The following is a 23,212-nucleotide window of genomic DNA, read 5'->3' as shown; positions in this document are numbered from 1 at the left end:
GGCAGGGTCGGGTGGGTATAGGGGAGAGCGGGGGGGCGGTCAGAGGACCGGGGGCGGCGGGTCCCGCGGTTCGTGATCGATTACGCGTGCTCGGAGTCGGCCGAGTCGCCGGCGAACCCCGGGAGGGCCCCGCCGGTCGCGATCCGGAGGCTCCCCCAGATGAGCAGGACGTTCACCAGCGTCACCGCCACGACGAACTCCGCCCGATCGGCGATGAACACCATCGCGGGGACGAGTCCGCCGAGGACGAGGAGTACGGCCTGTTGGATCGAGAAGTCCATGCCGTAACCATGCGCTCGCCGGAAATATATAACACCCGTGTTTTCAGGGTGCGAGAACGGGTAGATCTTATATGGCTCTCTACTGTCAAAGTCGCCTATGGGCCAAAGTGAGGCAGCAAACGCTCCGACTGACGATGTCGGCGGCGAGGGAGAGGATTTCGACCCGATCGGCACGCTCACGCTCATCGGAATTTACTTCGCAATCTTGGTACTCGCGTGGGTGTACATCTACTTCGTAGAGTTCCTCGGCCGGGACCTCGTCGTGGTGGGGTGATCACACGTGCACATTCACGCCTACGAGAAGCTCTGGCTCGCGCTGTCGATCGTCCTGATTCTCGCGCTCATCGGCACCGTGACCTACGGGGCGGTCGGTCCCGGCGTGGCGATGGTCGCCGACTCGCAGTCGACGGTCGACGCCGCGGCGCTCGACGAGGACGAGCGGTTCTCCGAGCCCCGCGTCGAGCAGGTGGGCGAAAACGAGTACGAGGCGTACATCGTCGCCTACCAGTTCGGCTTCGAACCGTCTCCGATCGTCGTGCCGGCGAACAGCACCGTGACGTTACACGTCACCTCTCGCGACGTGATACACGGCTTCGAGGTCGTCGGCACGAGTGCGAACACGATGGCCGTCCCCGGCGAGGTCTCGGAGATCACGGTCGAGACCGAGGAGCCGACGGAGTACGGGCTCGTCTGTAACGAGTACTGCGGCGCCGGTCACCACGTCATGGAAGGAAAGATCAACGTCGTGAGCCAGTCGGAGTTCGAGAGCCGCGGAGGTGACTCAGAATGAGCACCGCCATCGAGTCCGAACAGACGTTCGTCGACAAGTTCCCGGACGAGGCGCGGGTCGTCCGCGCGGCCTTCCTGAGCTCCTTCTTCGCCCTGTTGCTCGGCGCGATCTTCGGGATCATCCAGACGCTCCACCGGACCGACGTCGCGCGGATCATCCCCTCGACCGACTACTACACCGTCCTCACCGCGCACGGCGTGTTCATGGTGATCAGCTTCACGATATTCTTCCTCGTCGGGCTGTTCACCTGGGCGCTGACGCGCAGTCTGGACCGGCCGCTCCTGAACATCAAGATCACGTGGACGTGGTACGGGCTGATGGCGACCGGCATGACGCTCACGGGGATCTCGATCCTCGCCGGGTTCGTCGATTCCATCGACATGAGCGCGGACGTGCTGTACACGTTCTACGCGCCGCTTCAGGCGCACCCGCTGTTCTACGCCGGGCTCACCGTGTTCATCGTCGGGACGTGGATCGCGGGCGCCGACTGGTTCCGGACGTTCCTCGCGTGGCGGCGCGAGCACCCCGACGAGCGGATCCCGCTCCAGACGTTCATGGTGCTGACGACGATGACGATGTGGTACATCGCCTCGTCCGCCGTCGCCGCCTCCGTCCTGCTGTTCCTGCTCCCGTGGTCGCTCGGCTTCATCGACCAGGTGAACCCGACGCTCACCCGGACGCTGTTCTGGTTCTTCGGCCACCCGGTCGTCTACTTCTGGCTCATGCCGGCGTACATGCTCTGGTACACCGTCCTGCCGAAGATCGCCGGCGGCCGCCTCTTCAGCGACCCGCTGGCCCGGGTCGTGTTCGTGCTGTTCGTTCTCCTCTCGACGCCGGTCGGGATCCACCACCAGTACCTTGACCCGGGGATCGCCGAGGGGTTCAAGTTCATCTCGATGACGAACACGATGTTCCTGCTGTTGCCCAGCCTGCTCACCGCGTTCACGGTCGTCGCGAGCGTCGAGTACGGCGCCCGTCAGCGCGGCGGCACCGGGCTGTTAGGCTGGCTCACGAACCTCCCGTGGCGCAAGCCGGAGTTCACCGGCATGATGCTTGCCGGCCTGATGTTCGCGGCCGGCGGCTTCTCGGGCATGGTCAACGCCGGGATGAACATCAACTACCTCATCCACAACACGCTGTGGGTGCCGGGTCACTTCCACCTCACCGTCGGGACCGCGGTCGCGCTGACGATGATGGCCGGGACCTACTGGATCTGGCCGCAGATCAGCAACAAGCCGATCTACAGCAGCCAGATCGGGCTGTTCCAGGTCGTCCTCTGGTTCATCGGCATGGCGCTGATGTCGAACGCGATGCACGCGCAGGGGCTCCTCGGCGTCCCGCGACGCACCGCCGAGCCGGAGTACTCCGGCTTCGACTACCCGACGATGTTCGGCGGCTTCGAGGAGCTCAACATCCAGATCGCGATCGGCGGGACCCTGCTCTTCGTCTCGACGATCCTCTTCCTCGGGAACCTCGTGTTGACGATGGGGAACCCGAAGGTGTCCGGGCTCGCGGAGCCGCTCCCCAGTCCGGTCTCCGGCGCGGAGGACGCGCCGCAGGTGCTCGATAACCTCCGCCTGTGGGTCGGCATCGCGCTCACGCTCGTCGTCCTCGCGTACGCGCTGCCGATCGCGGCGATCATCAACCGCGGCGGACTGCTCGGACCGGGCGTCGGCACCTATCCGGTGTGGCTCGCGCCGCTGTTCGACGCGCTGGCAGATGCGGCCGCCCCGCTGTTCGGCGCCGTCGCCGACCTCTCGGCCTCGGTCGTCGAGGTGGTCCGATGAGCGTCGACATCTCTCGCGGCGGGCTGCTCGTGACGCGCGCGATCTTCGGCGTGGTCGTCTACGAGCTCCGGACCGTGCTCGACTTCGTCGGTGTCGAGCTGCCGATCATCCCGTACATGGGGGCCGTCTTCGTCCTCGCCGGGGCCTCCGTCTGGTACGTCACGCTGAAGGGCGGGTGGCGGACCGAGCCCGAGCCCGACGAACCGGCGTAGCGACGCCGGTCATTCCCGCCGACGCGCCCTCGCGCTCTTCTCTCCGACGCCGACCGCGTCGACGGAAGCAGTTATCACCGTCGACGCCCAATAATGCGTATGGAATCCAATACTGCCTCGAACGCCTCCGAGGCGCCCTCCTCCGGATCGTCCGGCACCGACCGGCCCGTTTCGCTCGCGGACGAGGACGCTCTCGACGCCTTCGTCGCCGACGCGGACGCCGCGCTCGTGGAGTTTTACACCGACGGCTGCGGCATCTGTGCCAGCATGGAGCCGGTGATCGGGAACGTGGCCCGCGGCGCCGAGGCCGACTTGGCGGTCGGCCTGGTGAATCCCCGCGACGACCCGCCGCTGGTCGAGCGGTTCGACGTGCGGAGCGTCCCGCTGTTCGTCCTCTTCGTCGACGGCGAGCCGGTCGCGCGGCGCGCCGACGGGTTCATTTCGGGCGACGACCTGACGGCGTGGGTCGACGAGCACGCGGCCTGACCGAGGCTGATGTGTCGGTTTGGACTCGTTCCGGGGGTCGCCGACGAACACCACTGAAGCCCCAGTCGCGAGCCGGACGCACGCTCGTTGCGTTCCTCGCTCAGTCGCTCCACTCTGTCGCTGTGGTACGTACACCGCCTTTGCCCGCCTCACGACTGCCCCTTCGAGTGCCACCCCGTACCGCTCGGCCCCGCACCTCACACCTCCCCAGCCTCGGCGGACACACCGGCGCCGGCGCCGCCGCGCCGGCCCGCCGCCTCCCTCGCGCGTGCTGGCTTCGCGGCCGCCGCTGACGGCCGCTCGCAGGTGCGCGCCACCGCACTTTCCGTACTCACTCGTCGTTTGACTCTCACCTATTTATAAACGATCGCGCTCGACGGAACCCTTTTGAGCCGGAGCGGCGTACTGTGCGTCAGTATGGGACTGGGCTCGGACATGTACCGACAGCAGATCCTCGACCACTACAAGAACCCGCGAAACTACGGGGAACTCGAGGATCCGGACTTCACGCACGTCGGCGAGAACCCCTCCTGTGGCGACACGATCCGGATGGACGTGGACCTCGACGACGAGGAGCAGACGATCGAGGCGGTGCGGTTCACGGGCGACGGGTGCGCCATCTCGATGGCCTCCGCGAGCATGCTCTCGGAGCGGCTCCACGGGATGAACGTCGACGAACTCGACGGGCTCGACACCGACGACGTCACCGAGATGCTCGGCGTCGACATCTCGCCGATGCGCGTGAAGTGCGCGGTGCTGGGGCGACAGGTCGCGCAGGACGGCGCGAAGATCCACCGCGGCGAGCTCGACCCCGACGACCGGACGGTCACCGAGGAGTGAGCCCGCGGGCCGACGGCGCCCGTCGGCTCCCGCCACGGCTCGTCCCGAGCCCACCGGACTTTTGCCCGCGAACCACGTTCGTCAGCCCATGAGCGACGACTTCGACAAGGAGGCGGAACGCGAGAAGCTCCGCGAGAAGTTCGCGGACGACGAGCAGAAGCGCGAGCACACCCAGCGGATGTCCGAGCTCCTCCTGAAGGGCGCGACGATGACGAACCGCCACTGCGAGGAGTGCGGCGACCCCATCTTCCGTCACGACGGTCGCGAGTTCTGTCCCACCTGCGGGAACGAGGCCGGCGGCGCGGCGGGGGCGAACGAGGCGACCGGGACCGCGGCGGAGCCGGACGCGGCGGGAGGCACCGAGGCGACGGGAGCCCCGCCGGACGTGGACGCCGGCGCGGCGGACGGCGTCGCCGAGAACGGCTCGGTGGGTGCCGACTCCGGTGTGACCGATTCCGCCACGACCGAGTCCGGTGCGACCGAGAGCGCAGGGTCGCGGCCCTCCCGCTCGGCCGCCGTGCAGTCACAGGGGTCGGCGCCGCCGCAGGGGTCAGCGCCGCCGCAGCAGTCCGACTCCCAGCGGCCCGAGCCGCGGCGGCCCGACTCCCGACCGCCTGAGTCCGGGCGACCCACCCCGCCTCAGTTGACGGACGACGCCGAGGGCGTCGGCGCCGCCCGCGCGTCGCTGACCCGGACGCTGACGCGGTTCGCCCGCGCCGCCGAGGAGACGGACGACCCGCGGCGCGCCCGCGACCACCTCGAAGCGGCCCGCGAGGCGGCCGAGGCGCTGGCGGCGCTGGACTGACGCTACTTATAGACACGTCTCCGTGTCGCGGCCGCGGTCGAGGTCTCGGCTGTCGGTTAACAACCTGATCCCGGTAGATCGGCGGCGAGCCCCACCAGAGTCTCGGCCGACCGTTTATAAGTAGTCGACTGCGGATCGCCGGCAATCACCGCCAAAGCCCCGCGACCGCGCCTCACGCCTCCCCAACCTCGCGGCTCCCTCCGCTTCGCTCCGGTCGCCGCGTCCCTCGCGCGTGCTGTCTCGCGGCCGCCGGTGGCGGCCGCTCGCAGGCACGCGCCACCGCAGTTTCGATTATCAAATAGCCTGCGCTACCGCCCGCTCTCGACGGCGACGCGCATGTCCGCCGCCAGCCGCTCGGCGCGGTCGGCGTCGGCGGACTCGGCGTAGATCCGGATCTTCGGCTCGGTGCCCGAGGGGCGGACCAGCACCCACGCGTCGCCGTAGTCGAGCCGATAGCCGTCCGTCGTGTTCGGCTCCGCGTCGGCGGTCTCGACGTAGGCGCGGGCGGCCGAGAGCATCTCGTCGCGCTCGTCGTCGTCCGCGTACTCGACGTTCTCCCGCACGAAGTGGTAGTCGGTGTACGGCGCGACGACCTCGCTGACGGGCGCGCCGTCCGCGGCCGCGAGCAGTTCGAGGAAGCGCGCGCCGATGTACGCCCCGTCCCGCGAGAGCCGGTACGGCGGGAAGAACAGCCCGCCGTTCCCCTCGCCCGCGATGGGGACGTTGACCCCCTCGTCGTGGAGGTCGCGCGTCCGGGTGATGATGTTCGTCGCGCCGATGGGTGTCAGTTCGAGGTCGGCGTCGTTGGCGGCGCAGACGTCGACGAGCCGCTGGGAGACGTTGACCGCGCTAACGACTGCGTCGCCCGGTTCGAGACAGGCGTCCGCCAGCGCCGCGAAGGAGGTGTCGCCGTCGACGAACCGCCCCCGCTCGTCGACGAAGACGGCACGGTCTGCGTCGCCGTCGTGCGCGATCCCCACGTCGGCGTCGGAGGTCGCGACCAGCCGCGAGAGGTCCGCGAGGTTCTCGGGGACCGGCTCGGAGTCGCGGCCGGGGAAGTGGCCGTCCGGCGTCGCGTTCACCGTCAACACCTCGCAGCCGAGTTCGCGGTAGATCCGGGGGGACGCGACCGAGGCCGCGCCGTGACCGGGGTCGACCGCGACCGTGAGGTCGGCGTCCGCGACCGCCTCGCGGTCGACCGCAGCGGTCAGTTGGTCGGCGTAGTCGTCGACGGCGCCATCGATCGGCGTCGTCGCGCCGGCCGACCGCCAGTCGGCGTGGTCGTACTCGTCGTCGAGGACGCGCCGCTCGATGCGCTCTAACACGTCGACGGAGAGCTCGACGCCGTCGGCGCCCACCAGCTTGATGCCGTTGAACTCCGGCGGGTTGTGCGAGGCGGTGACGAGGACCGCGGGGACCCCGTCGGCCTCGCAGTAGTTCCCGACCGCGGGCGTGGGCACGACGCCGAGGCGGTCGACGTCGCAGCCGACCGCGGCGAGGCCGCTCGCGGCCGCGTTCGCGAACAGCTCGCCGGTGGTCCGCGTGTCGCGCGCGACGGCGACGCGGTCGGCGTCCCACACCGTTCCGGCCGCCTTCGCGATGTCGAGGACGAGCGCGGGCGTGAGGTACCGCAGCGCGACCCCGCGGATGCCACTCGATCCGAACAGCTCCATGCGGGGCCATCCGCCGGCCGAGGGGAAAGCGGTTCCGAACCGCTCGGCCGGTCGCGTGTCGCTCGACCGACATCCGCGGTCGTTCCCGCGACGACGCGTGCGGTTCATGCCGGTGGCGTTCGTTCGACCCGTATGGACCACACGCGACGCGACGCGCTCGCCGGGAGCGCGCTCGCCCTGTCCGTCGCGACGGCGGGCTGTCTCGACTTCGCGGCGGGCGACGGACCGCAGGGCCCGGAGGGAACGCCGGCGACGCTGACCTGCGACGACGACGGGTTCGTCCGCCTCGGTCAGCCGTTCGAGGCGTCGGTCACCGAGACCCTCGTCGAGACGGACGAGACGACCGTTGAGCTCTCCACGGAGGGAGCGACCGAGACGTACGGCCAGTCGCTCCGGCTCGTCCTCCGGAACACCGGCGACGCTCCCGCCGCCACGCTCGGCGAATCCACCTACTCGCTCCAGCGCGAGACGGGGGAGGGGTGGCTCGACATCCGCGGCTCCACCTCGGGCGAGGCGGTCGAACTCCCCCGGACCGAGGCGGCGCTCGACACGAGTTCGGCGTACTCCTGGGACATCACGTTGACCGAGTCGGCGATCGCCGACGCGGTCGACGGCGTCGACTTGGAGGTCTGCCCGCCGCTGGGCGACGGCACCTACCGGTTCGTCTACTGGGGGCTCGTCGACGCGCCCCCGATCGGCGCGGAGTTCGAACTGGTGGGGTGAGGCCGGTTCGACGCGAGCCGCGGAGATCTCGGGCCACGGTGCGGCTCCCGGCTCAGAAGGGCTCCCAGTCCGACGGCTGGCCGACCCGGCCACGGACGCGGAACTCCCGCGCGTCGTCGTCGACGCGGGTCTCGACGACGACCTCGAACGGCTCGTGGAGGGTGTGAACGACCTGTTCGTCGTGGGCGGTCGAGCCGACGACCCCGACGAACGGCCACCCCTCGCCGGAGGTCTGCGAGGTCATTACCCGGGTGAACCGGTAGATACGCTCTGGCTCCCAGTACATCAACAGCTGGGACAGCGAGTAGACGCCGACTGCGCGGTCGCGGCCCACGGAGGACTCGACGATGTCGGTGAACTTGATCCCGATGTCGGTGAGGTTGCCGGCGCTGGCGACGTACTTCGTCGCCGGCGTGTCCTCGCGCTTGTCGCCCTGCTCGTGGGTGACGCAGTCGATGACGACCACGTCGTCGCCGTCCGCCCCCGTCAGCTCCTCGTAGTCCTCGCGGATCTTCTCCGCGGTCCGTCCCGTCGAGATCACGACCGGGCCCGTGGACCACCCCGCGAGCAGCCGGTTGAACAGGTCGTACTTCCCGCTCATCGGCGGACCGCTGATGAGGACGCTGTCGGCACCGCGGACAGCGTCGGGAAGCACAGTCATTTTGTGGACGTGAGAGTGTGTCGGGTAAAACCCTTCCGAGGGATCACTTTCGAAGCATGGAGGGGAGGTCGAGCGACGAGGGCGGGCCCTCCCGCGGCCCGTCGGTGAGTGTCAGTTCGCGTATCGCCCCGGGGAGCGCGGCCGGCACCGGAGACTCGCGCGGTGCGCCGGCGCCGTCGACGAGCGACGACCAGACAGCCTCGTCCTCCGGGTCGTCCCGCTCCGCCTTCGCCTCCAGCGCCTTCGTTCGCCCCTCGTCGTACGCCAGCTCGACGATGCTCCGGTCGTAGCTCCCCGAGAACGTCTCCAGCACGCGGTCGAGCTCCTCCGGGCGGGGGTTGTCGACGCCGGCCGCGACGCCCAGCGCGAAGGCGCGCTCGACCGCCTCCTCGCGGGAGAGGTCGTCCCACTCCGTGCCGAACGTGCGGTCGTACATCAGTGCGTCACCGTCGCCGCCGGGCCGACGCGGAGCCCGCCGTCGGTGAACTCCACGTCTTGGATGTCGGTGTCGACGTCCGTTCCCCGCATCTTCAGCACCTGGACCCCGCGGCGCATCCCCTCGTCTTCGAGGTAGTTGTGCATGAAGACGACGCCGTGCGCGAGGTAGTGCTCCTCGGAGTACGCGCTCGGGTCGGTCATCTCGGAGATCAGAAGCGTCGTCGCGTCGGTCCGCTTCAGCGAGGAGAGCAGCTGGATCATCGTGTCCTCGTCGTCGTCTAAGAGGAACCGCAGCAGCATCGTCGAGTCGAAGACGACGCGGTCGATGTCGCGGGAGTTGATGAACCCGGTGAGCCGGTTGGTGACCCCCGAGCGGTCGCGGCGGTCGCCGGGGAGCCCGAAGAAGCGCCGGCCGTCCGACGAGAAGGAGTCGAGGAAGGTGACGCGGTCGGAGTCGAGCGCGCGGTCGAACCCGAAGTCGTAGCCGCTCATGTCCTCGCGGATCCCGTCCTTCGTCTCGTGCATGCTGATGTAGAGGACGTCCTCGCCGTTCCGAGCGCCTTGGGCCGCGAACTGTGAGCAAAACGTCGTTTTCCCGCTCCCGGGCGGGCCGCTGACAACGTAGAGGCGGTCCTCGGGGAACCCGCCGTCGACGAGGTCGTCGAACCCCGGGACGCCGCTTGAGACGCGCATACGTAGGGACCCGTTGGACGGCTGATAAGCGTTGGCACCCGGTTCTCACCCGTGAGAACCGATCGCCGGCGGACGCCGACGGGGTCGCCGACGCGGTCGCCCGGCGCTCGCTCCGCCCTCTCGGCTACGCTTCCGCGGCCTCGACGTCGTCGAGGTCGCCTGCGATGGCCTCGTCGACGTCCGGCGAGACCCACACGACAAACCGGTCGTCCGACTTGACGATACCGCGGACGCCCTCGTCCTCGACGGTAGTGCTCTGATCGACGTCCTCGGGCGAGACGTCGCGAACCTGGAACACCTCATCGACCATCCAGCCGACCGTGCCGCCCTCGTCGATCTCGTCGTCGTCGAAGACGACGATCCGCTCTCGCGGACCGGCCTCGTCGATGTCGAACAGCGTCTTCGGGTCGACGATCGTCGTCGTCCGGCCGCGGAGGTCCATGACGCCCTCAACGTGGTCCGGCGAGTTGGGGATCCGCGTGAGCTCGCCGGCGTCGACGATCTCGTCGATGACGCCGATGTCCAGACAGTACGTCCCGTCGCCCAGGCCGAACTCCAGCACCTTGGTCGGTTCGGCGTCCGCCTCTGTGGCTGCCATGCCTGTACCTGCGGTGAACCGACAAATAACCGTGTTCCCTGAATTATCAGGGGTGATTACTGGGTCCGTGGATTTATGCTGATTCTGGGCGCGCTGTGGAGTATGAGCAGGACGACGGATCGGCGCGGCGGTCGGGACGGGTCGCCGCGGGTGGTGGTCGTCGACGATTCTCCGTTCATGCGGGGATTGATAAGCGACCTCTTGAGCGACGCCGGGGTCGCGGTCGTCGGCGAGGCGGGGGACGGAGAGGAGGCGCTCTCGGTGGTGGCCGAGACGCGCCCCGACGTCGTGACGATGGACGTCGAGATGCCCGGAATGGGCGGGCTCGAAGCCGTCGAGCGCCTGATGGAGGAGACGCCGACGCCGGTGTTGATGCTGTCCGCGCACACGGACGAGGGGGCAGAAGTCACCTTCGAGGCGCTCGACCGGGGCGCGGTCGACTTCTTCGCGAAGCCGGGCGGCGAGGTGTCCACCGGCGTCTCGCGGGAGTCGGACCGGCTCGTCGAGGCGGTGCGCTCGGTTGCGGACGCCGACCTCGACGCCGCGACCCGCGAGCGTGACGATCCGAGCGCCGCGGCGTCGCGCTCGCCGGACGCCGCGTCGGAGGCGGACGCCGCGGACGTCGACGGCCCGCTGACGGTCGTGATCGCGGCCTCGACCGGCGGCCCGAACGCGGTCGAGCGCGTGCTGTCGGCGCTGCCGATGGCGGACTGCCGCGTGGTGATCGTCCAGCACATGCCCGAGGCGTTCACCTCGCGGTTCGCGAACCGGCTCGACGAGGCCTCAGCGTACGACGTGCGGGAGGCGAGCGACGGCGCCCGGATCGGCGCCGGCGAGGCGCTCGTCGCCCGCGGCGGAAGCCACACACGCATCGACAGCTACCGGTCGGGGCGGCTCCAGGTGAAGCTCGACGAAGACGACGACTCCCACACTGTCACCCCCGCGGCGGACGTGACGATGCGCTCCGCGGCCGAGGTGATCGACGACCCGCTCGTCGGCGTCGTGCTGACCGGCATGGGCTCGGACGCGGCCGAGGGGATCCGCGCGATGGCCGACGCCGGGGCGTACACGCTAGCGCAGAGCGAGGACACCTGCGTCATCTACGGCATGCCGAAGCGCGCCGTCGAGACGGGCGGCGTCGACGCGGTGTGCGACCTCGACGACGTCGCCGGCGCGATAGTGGGGGGTGAGGCCTGATGGACTCCCACCGCGCCGCGTTCGTCGCCGAGGCCGAAGACGGGATCACCGACCTCAACAACGCCCTGCTCGCGCTCGAAGCGGACCCCGAGGACGCCGAGGCGATGGACGACGTGTTCCGCGTCGCTCACACCCTGAAGGGCAACGCCGCGGCGATGGGGTACGAGGGCGTCTCCGACTTCGGGCACGCCCTCGAAGACCTGCTCGACGCGGTCCGACAGGGCGAGCGCGAGGTGACGCCCGAGCTGATGGACCTCCTCTTCGAGGGGGTCGACACCGTCGAGGCGATGGTCGACGAGATCGCCGACACCGGCGAGGTGTCGACGGACCCCTCCGACCTCGAATCGCGCCTGCGCGAGATGGAGGAGCACGGCACCGTCGGCGGGAGCGACGCCGGCGGAGACGGCGATTCGGCCGGCGGCGCCGGCGATGCCGCGGCCGACGAAGGCGACGCCGGCGGTGACGATGATGGCGGAACCGAAGCCGACGCGGACGGGGAGGCCCCCGACATCTCGGTGCCGGAGCCGCCGGCGGCCGCGGACGACCTCCCGGACCCGGTCGCGTACGCGGACGTGACGATCGGCGAGGCCCAGATGCCGGGCGTCGACGCGGCGCTCGTCCTCCAAGCCCTCGACGAGCAGTTCGACGGGCACGTCACCGATCCCGCGCCCGAGGCGCTGGAGGACGGCGAGTACGACGAGGGGTTCGACGCCTTCGTCGGCGGCGCCGACCCCGAGGTCGTCGCCGAGGGGCCCCGGGCGCTCACGCAGGTCGAGGCGGTGACGGCGGCCGCGGTCGGCGGCGGCGCCGCCGCCGAGGTCGAATCGAGCGACCCGGACGCCGAATCGGCGGCCCCCGAGCAGTCAGCCGCCGAGTCGGGCGACGCCGGGCCCGAACCCGCCGACCCCGGCGCCGCTGACTCGGGCGAGCTCGACGCCGCAGGCGCGGCGGAGCCGGCCGCGGCCGACGCGGACGACGAGCCCGACCAGTCCGACGACGACGGCGAAGCCGAGCCGTCCGCTGACGACTCCAGTTCGCCGTCGGACGACTCCGGGTCCGCCGGCGGGACCGACTCCAAGTCCGGCGACGAGATCAAGTCGATCCGCGTCGACGTCGATCAGGTCGACGAGCTGTACGGGCTCGTCGAGCAGCTGGTGACGAGCCGGATCAAGCTCCGCCGCGAGATCGAGGGGACGGACGCGGAGTCGGACGCCTTAGACGAGCTCGACAAGCTCGCCTCCAGCCTCCAAGACACGGCGATGGACATGCGGCTCATCCCGTTCTCGCAGGTGTCCGACTCGTTCCCGCGGCTCGTCCGCGACATCTCGCGGGACCTCGACAAGCGGATCGACTTCGAGATCGAGGGCGACGACGTCGAGCTGGACCGCACGATCCTCACGGAGATGCGCGACCCGCTCGTCCACGTCCTGCGGAACGCGGTCGACCACGGGATCGAGTCGCCCGAGGAGCGCGAAGCGGCCGGGAAGGACCCGACCGGCCACGTGTCGCTCACGGCGGAGCGCGAGCGCGACCACGTGATCATCGAGGTGTCGGACGACGGCGGCGGGCTTGACCCCGACCAGCTCCGCGAGAAGGCGGTCGACGAGGACGTCAAGAGCCGCGAGGCGGTCGAGGCGATGGAGGACGACGAGGTGTACGACCTCGTCTTCCACCCCGGCTTCTCGACCGCGGAGGAGGTCACCGACGTCTCCGGCCGCGGGGTCGGGATGGACGTGGTCCGGACGACCGCGCGCGACCTCGACGGCTCCGTCTCGATCGAGAGCGAGCCCGGCGAGGGGAGCACGGTCCGGTTCCGGCTCCCGGTCACCGTCGCCATCGTGAAGGTGATGTTCGTCGACGTGGGCGGCACGGAGTACGGCATCCCGATCAAGTCGATCGCGGAGGTCGCCCGCGCCGACGACGTCGAGGAGGTCCACGGCGACGAGGTCGTCAGACACGAGGACGACCTCTACCCCGTCGTCCGGCTGAACGAACGTCTCGGCGAGATCGATCCGACCGCGGCGGAACGGCCGACGGAGACGCCAGCCGCCGACGGCGGCGTCGCGGCCGACGAGCCGGGAGACGACGGGTTCGTCCCGGCCGACCCCGCGGCGCCCGACGGGTCCGGCGAGGGCCCGAGCGACGACGGCATGCTCGTCCGGATCCGCGAGGAGACGCGCAAGGTCGCGCTCCACTGCGACGCGGTGCTAGACCAGGAGGAAGTGGTCGTCAAACCCCTCGACGGCCCGCTCTCGGGGACGCCGGGCCTCAGCGGCACGGCCGTCCTCGGGGACGGGGACGTCGTGGCCGTCCTCGACGTGGTGAGCCTATGAGCGGGTCGGCGGACGACGGCGAGACGGCGTTCGAAGGCGTCCTCCGGCAGATCGACGACACGGTGCCGTTCGAGCCGGGGTACTACAACGAGTCGTACCTCGACCGCCGGATCACGGCGCGGATGCGGCGGCGCGACACGGAGTCGCACGCCGAGTACGAGCGGATCCTCCGCGAGGACGCCGACGAGCGGCAGGCGCTGATGGACGCGCTCACGATCAACGTGACGGAGTTCTTCCGAAACCCGGAGATGTGGGACGTGCTCCGGGACGTGCTCCGCGAGCGGACCGCAGACCAGCGGCGCGTCCGCGTCTGGTCCGCGCCCTCGGCGGACGGCCGGGAGCCGTACTCCGTCGCGATGCTGGCCCGGGACGACCCGGAGATCGACGAGTCGCGGATCGAGGTGCTCGGCTCCGACATCAGCGAGGAAGCCCTCGAAAACGCCCGCGAGGGCGTCTACCACACGACGCGCACAACGGACATCGCCGAGGAGCTGGAGCCGCTCTCCGACCCCGACAAGTACGTCGAGCGCGACGAGGACACGTTTCAGGTGCGCCCGGCGGTCAAGCGCCTCGTCGACTTCGAGACGCACGACCTGATCCGCGACGGCGCCCGCGACCCGTTCGACGTGGTGCTGTGCCGGAACCTGCTGATCTACATCGACGTGGACCACAAGGCCGCCCTGTTCGACACGCTGGAGGCGTCGCTGGCGGACGACGGCGTCTTAGTGTTGGGGATGACGGAGAGCGTCCCCCCGGACCGCACCGACCGCTACGAACCGATCGACAAGCGACGACGGGTGTTCGGGAGGCGCTGATGTCGCTGTACCAGCACGCCCGGGACGGGAACGCGGAGCGCCTCCGGGACGCGCTCGGCAGCGACAGCGCGGCCGTCAGGCGGCGGGCGGCGGAGTTCCTCGGCGAAGTCGGCGAGGAGAGCGATCAGGCGACGGTCGACGGGCTGCTCCGCGCGGCGACGACGGACGACGACCCAGAGGTCCGCGGGTCGGCGGTCGACGCGCTCGACGCGATCGGCGAGGAAGCGCTCCAACAGCTCCTTGAGGAGCTCACGGGCGGCGGCGGCGACGCCGAGGCCGAGTGGGTCACCGCGCGGAAGTTCGCCCGCGCGCTGAAGGCCGACCGCCCGGAGCTCCGGATGGCGGCAGCGAACGCGCTCGGGCGGCTCGACGACGCGAGCGGGGTCCAGCCGCTCGTCGGCGCGCTCGACGACGAGGACGCCCGCGTCCGGCTCCGCGCGGCGCAGGCCTGCGGGACCTTCGCGGACGCCCGAGCGGTCCCCGGCCTCCGCGAGCGGCTGGACGACGACGACCCGCGCGTGCGCCGCGCCGCGGCCAACGCGCTGGGGACGATCGGCACCGACGAGGCGCTGTCGCCGCTGTTGGACCTGCTCGACGACGGCGACGAGTCGATCCGCCGGATCGCGGCCGGGGCCCTCGGGAAGGCGAGCACGCCCGAACCGGTCGAGCCGCTCGCGCGGGCGCTCGGCGACGAGAGCGCGGTCGTGCGCAACGCGGCGGTGTACTCGGTGATCGAGCTGCTCTCGAACGTGCCCACCCAACAGAGCCACGCGGTCCGCGACCAGGTGGTCTCGGAGCTGAAGGCGGCCGACGACGCGACCGTCGTCGAGCCGCTCGTCGAGATCCTCACCGACGGCCAGCAGAGCCGCCAGCGGCGGAACGCGGCGTGGATCCTCGGCCGGGTGGCGGACCCGGACGCGTCGACGGCGGTGGAGGCGCTCGCCGACGCGCTCGCGGACGACGACCCGCAGACCGCGCAGTTCGCGGCCACGAGCCTCAAGAGCCTCGGCGGGCCGGTCGTCGAGGACCGTCTGCTCGACAAGCTGAGCCCCGAACACCCGGAGGACGCCCGCGCGAAGGCGGTGTTCGTCCTCGGACAGATCGGCGGACAGGAGACGCTCAACCGCTTGGAAGAGTACGCGGACGACGACAGTCAGGCCGTCAGGAAGCGCGTGTTCTCGGCCGTCTCGAAGCTCCGCGCGGGGGGTCCGTAAATGGCGCAGGACCAGGGCGAGTACAAGATCACCGACACGCAGGCGAAGTTCGCGGTCGCGGTCCGCGAGGGGCGGAAGGTGAGCGACGTCTCGTGGACGCCCGGGCGCGTCCTGCTCTCGAACCGGCGGCTAATCCTGGCCGGCAACGACGGGAAGCGGACGATTCCGCTGTCGAAGCTGGAGCGGCTCGGCGGCCGCCACGACGCGAACCAGTCCGTCGCGCGCGTCTCCAACTACGTGAGCTTCGACTTAGGCGATCAGGTCATGCTCGTCGCCGCCTCCGACCACGAGTCGTTCGAGCGCGACGTCTACCGCGCCCTGCTCGACCAGAAGACCGTGATGGCGAAACACCCCGCGATCGAGGGGGGCGTCGTCCAGGACACCGAGTGGGAGCAGGCCCGCGTGAAGATCGACGAGAACGGGCTCAACGCCGCCTTGGAGCGCGGCGCGTTCGTGAAGTTCGACCTCGACGACATCAGCGGGCTCGACGCCGCGAAGCGCACGGTGAACGGCGAGAAAAAGCCCGTCATCGAGGTGTCGCACACGGACGACGAGGGGACGAGCATCGAGACGCACGTCGCTGGCGACCCGAGCCGGATGCGGTTCGTCGAGTCGTGGCTCCGGAAGGGCGAGGAGCGGTCGTCGACGAACGTCGACCTCTCCAGCCGCGACCGCGAGGTGCTGATGGCGCTGTACTCCGGCGTCTCGCCGTTCGAGATCCCCTCGTTCCTCGGGATGGACGTCGACGACGTCGAGGAGACGTTTGAGCGGCTGGTCGAGCTCGAAGTGGTCGAGGAGGTCCGGATCCGCCGCGAGGTGGCGCTCAACTCCCGCGGCCGCAACATCGCCAGCGAGGCGATGAACGAGCAGTGAGGCGCGGTCTCCGCTTCTCGACCGCGCGGTGTCGCCGCGTCGAATCACAGTTAAGTCGGTGCCGCGTCGAGTCCGCCCATGAGCTACGAGGCGGTCCTCTTCGACCTCGACAACACGCTGTACCCGTACGCCCCCTGTAACGAGGCGGGCAAGCGGGCCGCGCTCGACGCCCTCCGCGAGCGCGGGTACGAGCTCGACCGCGCGGCGTTCGACGACCTCTACGCGACCGGTCGACGGGAGGCGAAACGCGAGACGCGAACCACCGCCGCCTGCCACGACCGGCACGTCTACTTCAAGCGCGGGCTGTACCGTCGCTCCGGCGAGCCGGACGCCGCGGCCGCGCTGGCGGCCGGCGACGCCTACTGGGACGGATTCCTCGCGGAGATGTCGCCCTGCGACGGCGTCGAACCGGCCTTCGACGCGCTCGACGCGGCCGGGATCGACGTCGCGGTCGTGACCAACCTCACGACGCGGATCCAGCTGCGCAAGCTCACGGCGCTCGGGGTCGACGACCGGATCGACTTGCTCGTCACCTCCGAGGAGGTCGGCCGCGAGAAGCCGAGCGCGCTCCCGTTCACGACCGCGCTCGCCGAGCTGGACCGCCGGCCGAGCGAGGCGCTGGCGGTCGGCGACAACCCCGAGACGGACGTCGCCGGCGCGAACGCGGTCGGTCTCGACACCGCCCTCTTCGTCGCCGACGGCGACGCGCCCGCCGAGGCGGACCTCTCGGCGCGGCAGCGCCCCGACCGTCGGCTCGACGCGCTCACCGACTTGACGGAGGTGGCGGCGTGACCCGCGATGACGCCGTGGGAGACCCCGAGCCGGGAGCGAACCCCGACCTCCTGCGCGAGGCGCGCGACGCGGTCGTCGAGTACGCGCCGGCGCTCGCCGATCTGACGCCCGGCCGGACCGGAAACCTGAGCGTCCGCGACGGCGACGCGGTGGCGGTCACGCCCACCGGCGTCCCCTACGACTCCTTCGACGCGGGGGACGTGCCCGTGGTGTCGCTGGACGGTGAGCGGCTCGCCGGGCGCATGGCGCCGTCGAGCGAAGTGCCGATGCACACGGGCATCTACGGGCACGACCGGCCGGGCGCGATCGTCCACACCCACTCGCCGTGGGCGACGACGATGGCGACGCTCGGCCGGAAGCTCCCGCCGGTCCACTACATGATCGCCGCGGTCGGCCGTGAGGTGCCGCTGGCCGACTACGCGCCGTACGGGACCGAGGAGCTGGCCGCGAACGTCGTCGCCGCGATGGCCGAGGCGGACTCCGACGCCGCAATCTTAGCCAACCACGGGCTCGTCGTCACCGGCCCGGACGTGGAGACGGCGGTCGAGAACACCCGCCACGTCGAGGACATCTGCCGGCTCTACCTGCGCGCGTCTGCGGTCGGCGAGCCACACGTCCTCACCGACGAGCAGATGGCGACCGTCGAGGAGCGGTTCGAGAGCTACGGCCAGCAGCCGGACGCGGAGTAGGGGCGGCGGCGCCGGCAGTCGGCCGGTTTTATAAATACACGGGCGGCTACCGGATCGGTATGACAGACACGGAGCCGGCGCCGGCGGTCCGTGAGACCGCCGAGTCGATCGCGACGATGGAGATCCGCGGCGCGGCGACCATCGCCTCCGCGGCCGCCGAGGCCCTCGCCGAGCAGGCGGAGGCGGCGGCCGCGGCGGACGCGACCGCGAGCGACCCCGCGGCGTTCCGCGCGTCGATGCGCGCCGCGGCCCGCACGCTCCGCGAGACGCGCCCGACCGCGGTGTCGCTGCCCAACGCGCTCCGATACGTCCTCCAGCGGATGGAGGGCGACTCGGTCGACCGACTCCGCCTGAGCGTCGCCGACGCGAGCGAGGCGTTCGTCCGCCAGCTCGACCGCGCGCAGGAGGACCTCGGGCGGGTCGGCGCGAACCGCCTCGCCGACGGCGACACGGTGATGACCCACTGCCACTCCACCGACGCGCTCGCGTGTATCGAGGCGGCCGTCGAGCAGGGGAAGTCGATCTCGGCGGTCGTCAAGGAGACGCGCCCGCGCCAGCAGGGCCACATCACCGCCGAACAGCTCCGCGACGCGGGCGTCCCCGTCACGCTCATCGTCGACTCCGCGGCGCGGCGGTACCTCGACGAGGTCGACCACGTCGTCGTCGGCGCGGACTCGATCGCCGCCGACGGCGGCGTCATCAACAAGATCGGCACCTCGGGGCTCGCGGTCAACGCCCGCGAACGCGGCGTCCCGATCATGACCGCGGCACAGACGATCAAGCTCCACCCGGAGACGCTGACGGGCCACACCGTCGAGATCGAGATGCGGGACGAGAGCGAGGTCATCGACGCCAAGACCCGCGGGGAGATCGGTGAGGTCGCGGTCGAGAACCCAGCGTTCGACGTGACGCCGCCGCGGTACATGGACGCGATCGTCACCGAGCAGGGGCAGTTCCCGCCCGAGAGCATCGTGACGCTGATGCGGGAGCTGTTCGGCGAGGGCGCGGCCGAGCCGTGGGCGGAACCATGAGCGGACGCGACGGCGCGGGCGACGACGACATCGCGTCCGAACCTGGCGACGGCGAGGGCGTCGACGACTGGGACGAGACGGTCGCGGCGTGGGGCCGCGAGGTCGACGAGTGGGAGGGCGAAGGTTCCGAGGATCGAGGGGACGGCGACGGCGGCACCGCGACCGACGGGGCGGCCGACGACGGCGCGGGGAACGACGCCGCGGGGAACGGGGCTGCCGACGGCGGTGCGCCCCCCGCCGGCGACGGGGTCGACCCGTCGGTCGACCGCGACCCCGACCTGAACCCCGACGACGCCGACCGCGTCCCGAAGGTCGTCTCGGCGGGCCACATCAACTGGGACGTGACGATCCACGTCGACCGCCTCCCCGAGCCCGACGGCGAGACGCGGATCGACCGGCTCGAACAGTCCGGCGGCGGCAGCGCCGCGAACGTCGCGGTCGGGCTCGTCGACCTCGGCGGCCAGTCGGTCGTCTACGGCAGCGTCGGCGGTGACGAGTCGGGCGCGCTGGCGCTGCGCGAGCTCGCCAGCGCCGGCGTCGATCCCGGTCAGGTACTCGTCGACGCCGCCGAGCCGACCTCGGTGAAGTACGTCATCGTCGACGGCGGCGGCGAGCTGCTCATGCTCGCGAACGACGGCGCGAACGAGTCGTTCTCCGCGGCCGGGCTCGACCGCGACACGCTCGCAGCCGCCGACCACCTCCACCCCACCGGCCAGCAGCCCGAGACCGCCGCGGCGCTCGCGACCGCGGCCGCCGAGGCGGGTGCGACCCGGAGCTTCGACCCCGGGCGCCGCGTCGCGGACCGGGAGTTCGACGCCGCGCTCCACGCGAGCGACGTGCTCTTCGTGAACGACCGGGAGGCCGACGCGCTCGCGGCGGCCACGGACGTCGATCCGTGGGAGCCGGAGGACCGCGTCGTCGCGATCAAGCTCGGCGACGAAGGCGCGACGGTGCGGACGCCGCACGGCAGCGTCTCGCACCCCGGGTTCGACGTCGACCCGGTCGACACGACCGGCGCCGGCGACGCCTTCGCGGCCGGGTTCCTCGCGGCCGCGCTGCGGGAGCCGGAGATCACCGGCGACGGGTTCTCGCACGACCCGCGCGACTACCAGGTCCCGATCCTGGTCGGCAACGCCTGCGGCGCGGTCGCCACCGAGTCGGTGACCGCGCGCACGGACCTCTCGTGGGACCGCGTGCGGGACCGGATGGGCGAGTCGCCCGAGACGGACCTCCTCATCGAGGTCCGCGGCTGAGACGCCGCGGTTTGACGCCGGGCCGCCGCGTCAGTCCTCGTAGTCGAACGCGACGGCGAGGTCGTCGGCGCCGAAGAAGACGAACCGATAGCGGCCGGGAACGAGGTCCGGACAGACCCGGAACGCGTCCGCCTGCGGCCCGTCCCCGACGAGCCCGGACTCGCTCATCTCGAACTCCCACGTCAGCGTCCCCCCGGGCGGGACGCCGATCGCCACGTCGTCGTAGCCGACGGCGGGGTCGCCCTCCGTCGCGCGGAGCTCGGTCCAGCCCGCCTCGGTCAGGACCTCCAGGTTGTACTGCCCGCGACTACCGACGTACGCCGTGCGACCGGAGACGTTCGTCAGTTCGATCCGGAACGCAGTCCCGCGGCCGATCGCGAGCGGATCGGACCCGGGGGCGTCGTCGCCGGGGATCACAACGCGGAGCGCGAGCGGGCCGTCGCCGCCGGCGCCAGTGCCGACCCCGCCCGCGCCGCCCCAGTTGACGCCGCCCTCGTAGAGCTGTGGGTGACGCTCGGCCCCCTCCGCGTCGCAGTCGAACGAGGCGGGGACGTTCGACGGCCCGTGGTCGGGTCGGATCTCCCCGGCGAGCCCCTCCGGGTCGCGGATTCCGTCGGCGTCGCGCACCGTCCCGGTCTCGCCCCAGCCGTCGGTGACCGAGAGCCGCGCCGCCCGGGGGAGGGGATCGCTCGTGACCCGGAGCAGCGCGGCCGAGTAGGTGATCGCCTCGCCGCAGGTGACATCGTCGCCCCCCGGCCCCTGAACCGTCGCGTTCGCGACGAGGGTCCCGTCCTCGACCGCGACCCCGCCGAACGCGATCTCGTCGTGACAGGTGTCCGGCCCGACGGACTCGACGTAGCAGAGCCTCGACGCCGCGAAGTCGGTCTCCTCGACGAACGCGCGGACCCGTTCGGGCGCGTCGTCGAACAGCCCCGCGCCCTCGCCGTGCTCCTCGGTGATCAGCGCGCAGAACCCGCGTCGCTCGTTCCGGTTCCACGCCGGCCCGGAGAGGGCCGCGCCGACCTGCTGAACCGCCGTCGTCACCCCGTCGCCGCCGTCCCCGCCGTCGCTCGCGTTACCGTCGCCGTCGCGTCGGTCGCCGCCGTCCGTTCCGTTTCCGCCCGGGATCGGGTCGCCCGCCTCGGTACATCCCGCGAGCGCGGCGACGCCTCCGACGGCGACGCCGTGGAGGGCCGCTCGCCGCGTGAGACCAGTCATACCTCGCGGTACGCTGTCGATACGTAAGTCCCTCCTGTAGACGCAAACGCGCGTCTAACCAACCGGTCCGCGGCCGGTCCGGGAGCGCGGGACGCGTTCCGGCCGGCCTACGCCGGCGGCGCGAACAGCGCCTCGACCCCCTCGGCGTCGAGGTCGGCGGCGAGGCCGAGCGCGAGCGCGACGCGCGCCTTCGGGGCCGGGAGGTCGCCGGCGAACGTGACGCCGTGGTCGGCGAGCGTGACGGCGCCGCCGGCGGTCCCGTACACCGGCTCCGTCGGCCCGGCGGGCGGGCGCCCGGCCACGACGACCGGCACGGACTCGACCGCTTCGCCGATCGCCTCTCCGAGCGCCCCGGTGACGTTCCCGAGACCGGTCCCCTCGACGACGATCCCGCCGACCCCCGCGTCGAGCGCGCGTTCGAGCGCGCCCGCACCGACGCCGGTGCCCGAGTGGATCACCGGGACCTCAGGCACGCCCTCAGCACCCTCGACGGCGTCTGCGAGGGGATCGACCGAGACGCCGCGCTCGGGGGTGCGGACGACGCGCGAGGCGGCGCGGGTGAACGTCGCGACCGGACCCGCGCCCGGCGAAGTCATCGTCGACAGCGCGTTGCTGTGGCCCTTCACGACGTCGCGGGCGGCGTGGAGCTCGTCGTCGAACGCGACGTGGACGCCGCGCGAGAACCGGCTGTCCGCGGCCGCCCGAACCGCGAGCGCGAGGTTCGCCGGTACGTCGCTGGAGGGCTCGTCGAGCCGCCGCTGCGCGCCGGTGACGACGACCGGCGCGTCGAGGTCCGTGAGGAGGTCCAGCGCGAACGCGGTGTCCGCCAGGGTGTCCGTCCCGTGGGTGACGACGACGCCGTCGGCAGCCTCGTCCGCGCTCACGCCCGTCCGGTCCGGGCCTTCGCCCACCGCCTCGCGCGCCGCCGCCGCGGTCGCGAGCACGTCGCGCCACCGGACGTCGAACCCCGGCCGCGAGCAGACCTCTCTGGCCGTCACCCGCGCGTGGTCGCTCACGGCCGGCACCGCCGCCACGAGGTCGTCGCCGGTCTTCTCCGGCGCCGCACCGTCCTCGCCCGGTTCCGAGGCGATAGTGCCGCCGCAGGCCACCACCGCCACGCCCGGGCGACCGCCGTCGGTTCGCGCCGCGGGTCGCTCTCGGTCGCTTCCGGTGCTGCCGCGCCGGCCGTTCGAGTCGCCGCGCCGGTCGCGGTGATCGGTCTCGGTCATACCGGTCCTCGCTCCCCGACGGACAAAGCGATTGGTACCGCGGCAGGCGCTCGGCTCGGCGCGCGCCGGACCGCGACCGGGGTCGACTACCGGCGGCTCGCGGCGGTCGGACTGCTCCGCGGGCCCAGACGCTCCGAAACCCTCGGTTCGGCACAGATCTCGAAACAAAGGATTAGCGGAGCCGATAAACAGTTAAAATATATCTGAGCGGGTTTTAAAACGTCCAAACCGACCGAGAAACGTGGTGAAATTCGTCGAACCCTCGTCGGGCTATATGTGGTCCCCCTTCCTACGGAGAGGTGTCCATGTCAACCCCCGCTCCCACGCAGATCGCCTCCGGCGAACGGCTCGCCGGGCTGATGACCGGCACCGTGAAAGCCGCCGCCTTCTGGGCGGCCATCGCCATCCCGGCCGCGTACCCCGCCCTCCTGTACGCGGGCCTCGACGGCGGCACCGGGCAGCTGTTCGTCGCCCTGCTGTTCGCGAACGCCCTCGCGCTCGCGCTCGGTCACGACCACAAGCGCTGAGACCGCCGCCGCCGACTCGACCGCTCGCCGACCGCCGAGGCGTCGCGTGGACAC

General features: G+C 71.3%; 27 protein-coding genes. 18 read left to right on the top strand and 9 right to left on the bottom strand.

Annotated features, from left to right (window positions below; all coding sequences use genetic code 11):
* Positions 1–80: 80 nt before the first annotated feature.
* On the bottom strand, positions 81–281 hold the full coding sequence (locus B9H04_RS13390) for a hypothetical protein (RefSeq protein WP_049930378.1): 201 nt from the start codon (positions 279–281) through the stop codon (positions 81–83).
* Positions 282–378: 97 nt separating this feature from the next.
* Here B9H04_RS13390 and B9H04_RS18790 point away from each other — a divergent pair, with 97 nt between their 5' ends.
* The 5 genes from B9H04_RS18790 (at position 379) to B9H04_RS13370 (ending at position 3,556) form a co-directional block, all read left to right on the top strand.
* Positions 379–555: a hypothetical protein gene (locus B9H04_RS18790; RefSeq protein ID WP_007345353.1), complete on the top strand. Its 177-nt coding sequence runs from the start codon at positions 379–381 to the stop codon at positions 553–555.
* Positions 556–561: 6 nt separating this feature from the next.
* Positions 562–1,071: a cytochrome c oxidase subunit II gene (locus B9H04_RS13385; RefSeq protein ID WP_007345352.1), complete on the top strand. Its 510-nt coding sequence runs from the start codon at positions 562–564 to the stop codon at positions 1,069–1,071.
* Positions 1,068–2,858 (top strand): b(o/a)3-type cytochrome-c oxidase subunit 1, encoded by a 1,791-nt coding sequence (locus B9H04_RS13380; protein ID WP_049930380.1) that lies wholly within the window; start codon positions 1,068–1,070, stop codon positions 2,856–2,858. Before B9H04_RS13385 ends, B9H04_RS13380 begins: the two co-directional genes overlap by 4 nt.
* On the top strand, positions 2,855–3,070 hold the full coding sequence (locus tag B9H04_RS13375; protein ID WP_085682787.1) for a CbaC protein: 216 nt from the start codon (positions 2,855–2,857) through the stop codon (positions 3,068–3,070). Before B9H04_RS13380 ends, B9H04_RS13375 begins: the two co-directional genes overlap by 4 nt.
* A gap of 99 nt (positions 3,071–3,169) precedes the next feature.
* The gene (locus B9H04_RS13370) at positions 3,170–3,556 is read left to right on the top strand and encodes a thioredoxin family protein (RefSeq protein WP_049930383.1); all 387 of its coding nucleotides are present in this window, start codon (positions 3,170–3,172) and stop codon (positions 3,554–3,556) included.
* Between the two features lie 197 nt (positions 3,557–3,753).
* On the opposite strand, the gene B9H04_RS18785 is transcribed toward B9H04_RS13370, so the two are convergent.
* Entirely contained in the window at positions 3,754–3,891 is a 138-nt protein-coding gene (locus B9H04_RS18785) for a hypothetical protein (RefSeq protein ID WP_155120029.1), read from the bottom strand.
* A gap of 82 nt (positions 3,892–3,973) precedes the next feature.
* Here B9H04_RS18785 and sufU point away from each other — a divergent pair, with 82 nt between their 5' ends.
* Positions 3,974–4,396 (top strand): Fe-S cluster assembly sulfur transfer protein SufU, encoded by a 423-nt coding sequence (gene sufU / locus B9H04_RS13365; protein ID WP_049930385.1) that lies wholly within the window; start codon positions 3,974–3,976, stop codon positions 4,394–4,396.
* 88 nt (positions 4,397–4,484) lie between these two features.
* Positions 4,485–5,201 carry an Sjogren's syndrome/scleroderma autoantigen 1 family protein gene (locus B9H04_RS13360; RefSeq protein ID WP_049930387.1) on the top strand — a complete coding sequence of 239 codons (717 nt, stop codon included), beginning with the start codon at positions 4,485–4,487 and terminating at the stop codon, positions 5,199–5,201.
* Positions 5,202–5,509: 308 nt separating this feature from the next.
* On the opposite strand, the gene glmM is transcribed toward B9H04_RS13360, so the two are convergent.
* Complete coding sequence (gene glmM, locus B9H04_RS13355) at positions 5,510–6,874, bottom strand: phosphoglucosamine mutase (protein WP_049930388.1); 1,365 nt, start codon at positions 6,872–6,874, stop codon at positions 5,510–5,512.
* A 132-nt stretch (positions 6,875–7,006) separates the two neighbouring features.
* Between glmM and B9H04_RS13350 the strand changes: the two genes are divergently transcribed.
* On the top strand, positions 7,007–7,597 hold the full coding sequence (locus tag B9H04_RS13350; RefSeq protein ID WP_085682786.1) for a hypothetical protein: 591 nt from the start codon (positions 7,007–7,009) through the stop codon (positions 7,595–7,597).
* Positions 7,598–7,649: 52 nt separating this feature from the next.
* Here the strand turns inward: B9H04_RS13350 and B9H04_RS13345 are convergent, their stop codons facing one another.
* The 4 genes from B9H04_RS13345 to B9H04_RS13330 all read right to left on the bottom strand — a co-directional run bounded on the left by B9H04_RS13345 (position 7,650) and on the right by B9H04_RS13330 (position 9,987).
* On the bottom strand, positions 7,650–8,258 hold the full coding sequence (locus B9H04_RS13345; RefSeq protein ID WP_049930391.1) for a DUF7504 family protein: 609 nt from the start codon (positions 8,256–8,258) through the stop codon (positions 7,650–7,652).
* A 43-nt stretch (positions 8,259–8,301) separates the two neighbouring features.
* Complete coding sequence (locus tag B9H04_RS13340; RefSeq protein WP_049930392.1) at positions 8,302–8,694, bottom strand: hypothetical protein; 393 nt, start codon at positions 8,692–8,694, stop codon at positions 8,302–8,304.
* Positions 8,694–9,389: an RAD55 family ATPase gene (locus B9H04_RS13335; protein ID WP_049930394.1), complete on the bottom strand. Its 696-nt coding sequence runs from the start codon at positions 9,387–9,389 to the stop codon at positions 8,694–8,696. The genes B9H04_RS13340 and B9H04_RS13335 overlap by 1 nt, the downstream gene beginning before the upstream one ends.
* Before the next feature lie 124 nt (positions 9,390–9,513).
* Positions 9,514–9,987 (bottom strand): chemotaxis protein CheW, encoded by a 474-nt coding sequence (locus B9H04_RS13330; protein ID WP_049930396.1) that lies wholly within the window; start codon positions 9,985–9,987, stop codon positions 9,514–9,516.
* A 102-nt stretch (positions 9,988–10,089) separates the two neighbouring features.
* On the opposite strand from B9H04_RS13330, the gene cheB reads away from it, so the two are divergent.
* From cheB to B9H04_RS13285, 9 genes are all read left to right on the top strand, one after another.
* Positions 10,090–11,184 carry a chemotaxis-specific protein-glutamate methyltransferase CheB gene (gene cheB / locus B9H04_RS13325; RefSeq protein WP_211216857.1) on the top strand — a complete coding sequence of 365 codons (1,095 nt, stop codon included), beginning with the start codon at positions 10,090–10,092 and terminating at the stop codon, positions 11,182–11,184.
* Positions 11,184–13,517, top strand: a complete 2,334-nt coding sequence (locus B9H04_RS13320) for a chemotaxis protein CheA (protein WP_085682785.1) — start codon at positions 11,184–11,186, stop codon at positions 13,515–13,517. Before cheB ends, B9H04_RS13320 begins: the two co-directional genes overlap by 1 nt.
* Positions 13,514–14,332 carry a CheR family methyltransferase gene (locus B9H04_RS13315; RefSeq protein WP_049930399.1) on the top strand — a complete coding sequence of 273 codons (819 nt, stop codon included), beginning with the start codon at positions 13,514–13,516 and terminating at the stop codon, positions 14,330–14,332. The genes B9H04_RS13320 and B9H04_RS13315 overlap by 4 nt, the downstream gene beginning before the upstream one ends.
* Positions 14,332–15,546 (top strand): HEAT repeat domain-containing protein, encoded by a 1,215-nt coding sequence (locus tag B9H04_RS13310; protein WP_049930400.1) that lies wholly within the window; start codon positions 14,332–14,334, stop codon positions 15,544–15,546. Before B9H04_RS13315 ends, B9H04_RS13310 begins: the two co-directional genes overlap by 1 nt.
* Positions 15,547–16,419 (top strand): CheF family chemotaxis protein, encoded by an 873-nt coding sequence (locus B9H04_RS13305; protein WP_049930402.1) that lies wholly within the window; start codon positions 15,547–15,549, stop codon positions 16,417–16,419.
* 78 nt (positions 16,420–16,497) lie between these two features.
* Positions 16,498–17,211, top strand: a complete 714-nt coding sequence (locus tag B9H04_RS13300; protein WP_049930404.1) for an HAD family hydrolase — start codon at positions 16,498–16,500, stop codon at positions 17,209–17,211.
* Positions 17,208–17,900: a class II aldolase/adducin family protein gene (locus B9H04_RS13295; RefSeq protein WP_049930405.1), complete on the top strand. Its 693-nt coding sequence runs from the start codon at positions 17,208–17,210 to the stop codon at positions 17,898–17,900. Before B9H04_RS13300 ends, B9H04_RS13295 begins: the two co-directional genes overlap by 4 nt.
* A 59-nt stretch (positions 17,901–17,959) precedes the next feature.
* Positions 17,960–18,931, top strand: coding sequence for a ribose 1,5-bisphosphate isomerase (locus B9H04_RS13290; RefSeq protein ID WP_049930407.1), 972 nt, complete (start codon positions 17,960–17,962; stop codon positions 18,929–18,931).
* Positions 18,928–20,184 (top strand): carbohydrate kinase family protein, encoded by a 1,257-nt coding sequence (locus B9H04_RS13285; RefSeq protein WP_085682784.1) that lies wholly within the window; start codon positions 18,928–18,930, stop codon positions 20,182–20,184. Before B9H04_RS13290 ends, B9H04_RS13285 begins: the two co-directional genes overlap by 4 nt.
* Positions 20,185–20,214: 30 nt before the next feature.
* On the opposite strand, the gene B9H04_RS13280 is transcribed toward B9H04_RS13285, so the two are convergent.
* Complete coding sequence (locus B9H04_RS13280; RefSeq protein ID WP_049930411.1) at positions 20,215–21,402, bottom strand: hypothetical protein; 1,188 nt, start codon at positions 21,400–21,402, stop codon at positions 20,215–20,217.
* A gap of 107 nt (positions 21,403–21,509) precedes the next feature.
* A complete protein-coding gene (locus B9H04_RS13275) occupies positions 21,510–22,631 on the bottom strand; it encodes an asparaginase (RefSeq protein ID WP_049930413.1) in 1,122 nt (373 codons plus the stop codon).
* A gap of 305 nt (positions 22,632–22,936) precedes the next feature.
* On the opposite strand from B9H04_RS13275, the gene B9H04_RS13270 reads away from it, so the two are divergent.
* A complete protein-coding gene (locus B9H04_RS13270; RefSeq protein WP_049930415.1) occupies positions 22,937–23,158 on the top strand; it encodes a hypothetical protein in 222 nt (73 codons plus the stop codon).
* Positions 23,159–23,212 lie beyond the last annotated feature (54 nt).

It is taken from the genome of Halorubrum ezzemoulense DSM 17463 (assembly GCF_002114285.1).
GTDB classification, from domain to species: Archaea; Halobacteriota; Halobacteria; order Halobacteriales; family Haloferacaceae; genus Halorubrum; species Halorubrum ezzemoulense.
Note: the sequence above shows the minus strand (reverse complement) of the source record. Positions and strands in the feature narration are given on the sequence as shown.

What these genes read in the sequence shown, in the direction of transcription:
- B9H04_RS13390 (WP_049930378.1), bottom strand. Translation starts at nt 281, where the DNA reads ATGGACTTCTCGATCCAACAGGCCGTACTCCTCGTCCTCGGCGGACTC.
- B9H04_RS18790 (WP_007345353.1), top strand. Translation starts at nt 379, where the DNA reads ATGGGCCAAAGTGAGGCAGCAAACGCTCCGACTGACGATGTCGGCGGC.
- B9H04_RS13380 (WP_049930380.1), top strand. Translation starts at nt 1,068, where the DNA reads ATGAGCACCGCCATCGAGTCCGAACAGACGTTCGTCGACAAGTTCCCG.
- B9H04_RS13375 (WP_085682787.1), top strand. Translation starts at nt 2,855, where the DNA reads ATGAGCGTCGACATCTCTCGCGGCGGGCTGCTCGTGACGCGCGCGATC.
- B9H04_RS13370 (WP_049930383.1), top strand. Translation starts at nt 3,170, where the DNA reads ATGGAATCCAATACTGCCTCGAACGCCTCCGAGGCGCCCTCCTCCGGA.
- sufU (WP_049930385.1), top strand. Translation starts at nt 3,974, where the DNA reads ATGGGACTGGGCTCGGACATGTACCGACAGCAGATCCTCGACCACTAC.
- B9H04_RS13360 (WP_049930387.1), top strand. Translation starts at nt 4,485, where the DNA reads ATGAGCGACGACTTCGACAAGGAGGCGGAACGCGAGAAGCTCCGCGAG.
- glmM (WP_049930388.1), bottom strand. Translation starts at nt 6,874, where the DNA reads ATGGAGCTGTTCGGATCGAGTGGCATCCGCGGGGTCGCGCTGCGGTAC.
- B9H04_RS13350 (WP_085682786.1), top strand. Translation starts at nt 7,007, where the DNA reads ATGGACCACACGCGACGCGACGCGCTCGCCGGGAGCGCGCTCGCCCTG.
- B9H04_RS13345 (WP_049930391.1), bottom strand. Translation starts at nt 8,258, where the DNA reads ATGACTGTGCTTCCCGACGCTGTCCGCGGTGCCGACAGCGTCCTCATC.
- B9H04_RS13340 (WP_049930392.1), bottom strand. Translation starts at nt 8,694, where the DNA reads ATGTACGACCGCACGTTCGGCACGGAGTGGGACGACCTCTCCCGCGAG.
- B9H04_RS13335 (WP_049930394.1), bottom strand. Translation starts at nt 9,389, where the DNA reads ATGCGCGTCTCAAGCGGCGTCCCGGGGTTCGACGACCTCGTCGACGGC.
- B9H04_RS13330 (WP_049930396.1), bottom strand. Translation starts at nt 9,987, where the DNA reads ATGGCAGCCACAGAGGCGGACGCCGAACCGACCAAGGTGCTGGAGTTC.
- cheB (WP_211216857.1), top strand. Translation starts at nt 10,090, where the DNA reads ATGAGCAGGACGACGGATCGGCGCGGCGGTCGGGACGGGTCGCCGCGG.
- B9H04_RS13320 (WP_085682785.1), top strand. Translation starts at nt 11,184, where the DNA reads ATGGACTCCCACCGCGCCGCGTTCGTCGCCGAGGCCGAAGACGGGATC.
- B9H04_RS13315 (WP_049930399.1), top strand. Translation starts at nt 13,514, where the DNA reads ATGAGCGGGTCGGCGGACGACGGCGAGACGGCGTTCGAAGGCGTCCTC.
- B9H04_RS13310 (WP_049930400.1), top strand. Translation starts at nt 14,332, where the DNA reads ATGTCGCTGTACCAGCACGCCCGGGACGGGAACGCGGAGCGCCTCCGG.
- B9H04_RS13305 (WP_049930402.1), top strand. Translation starts at nt 15,547, where the DNA reads ATGGCGCAGGACCAGGGCGAGTACAAGATCACCGACACGCAGGCGAAG.
- B9H04_RS13300 (WP_049930404.1), top strand. Translation starts at nt 16,498, where the DNA reads ATGAGCTACGAGGCGGTCCTCTTCGACCTCGACAACACGCTGTACCCG.
- B9H04_RS13290 (WP_049930407.1), top strand. Translation starts at nt 17,960, where the DNA reads ATGACAGACACGGAGCCGGCGCCGGCGGTCCGTGAGACCGCCGAGTCG.
- B9H04_RS13285 (WP_085682784.1), top strand. Translation starts at nt 18,928, where the DNA reads ATGAGCGGACGCGACGGCGCGGGCGACGACGACATCGCGTCCGAACCT.
- B9H04_RS13280 (WP_049930411.1), bottom strand. Translation starts at nt 21,402, where the DNA reads ATGACTGGTCTCACGCGGCGAGCGGCCCTCCACGGCGTCGCCGTCGGA.
- B9H04_RS13275 (WP_049930413.1), bottom strand. Translation starts at nt 22,631, where the DNA reads ATGACCGAGACCGATCACCGCGACCGGCGCGGCGACTCGAACGGCCGG.
- B9H04_RS13270 (WP_049930415.1), top strand. Translation starts at nt 22,937, where the DNA reads ATGTCAACCCCCGCTCCCACGCAGATCGCCTCCGGCGAACGGCTCGCC.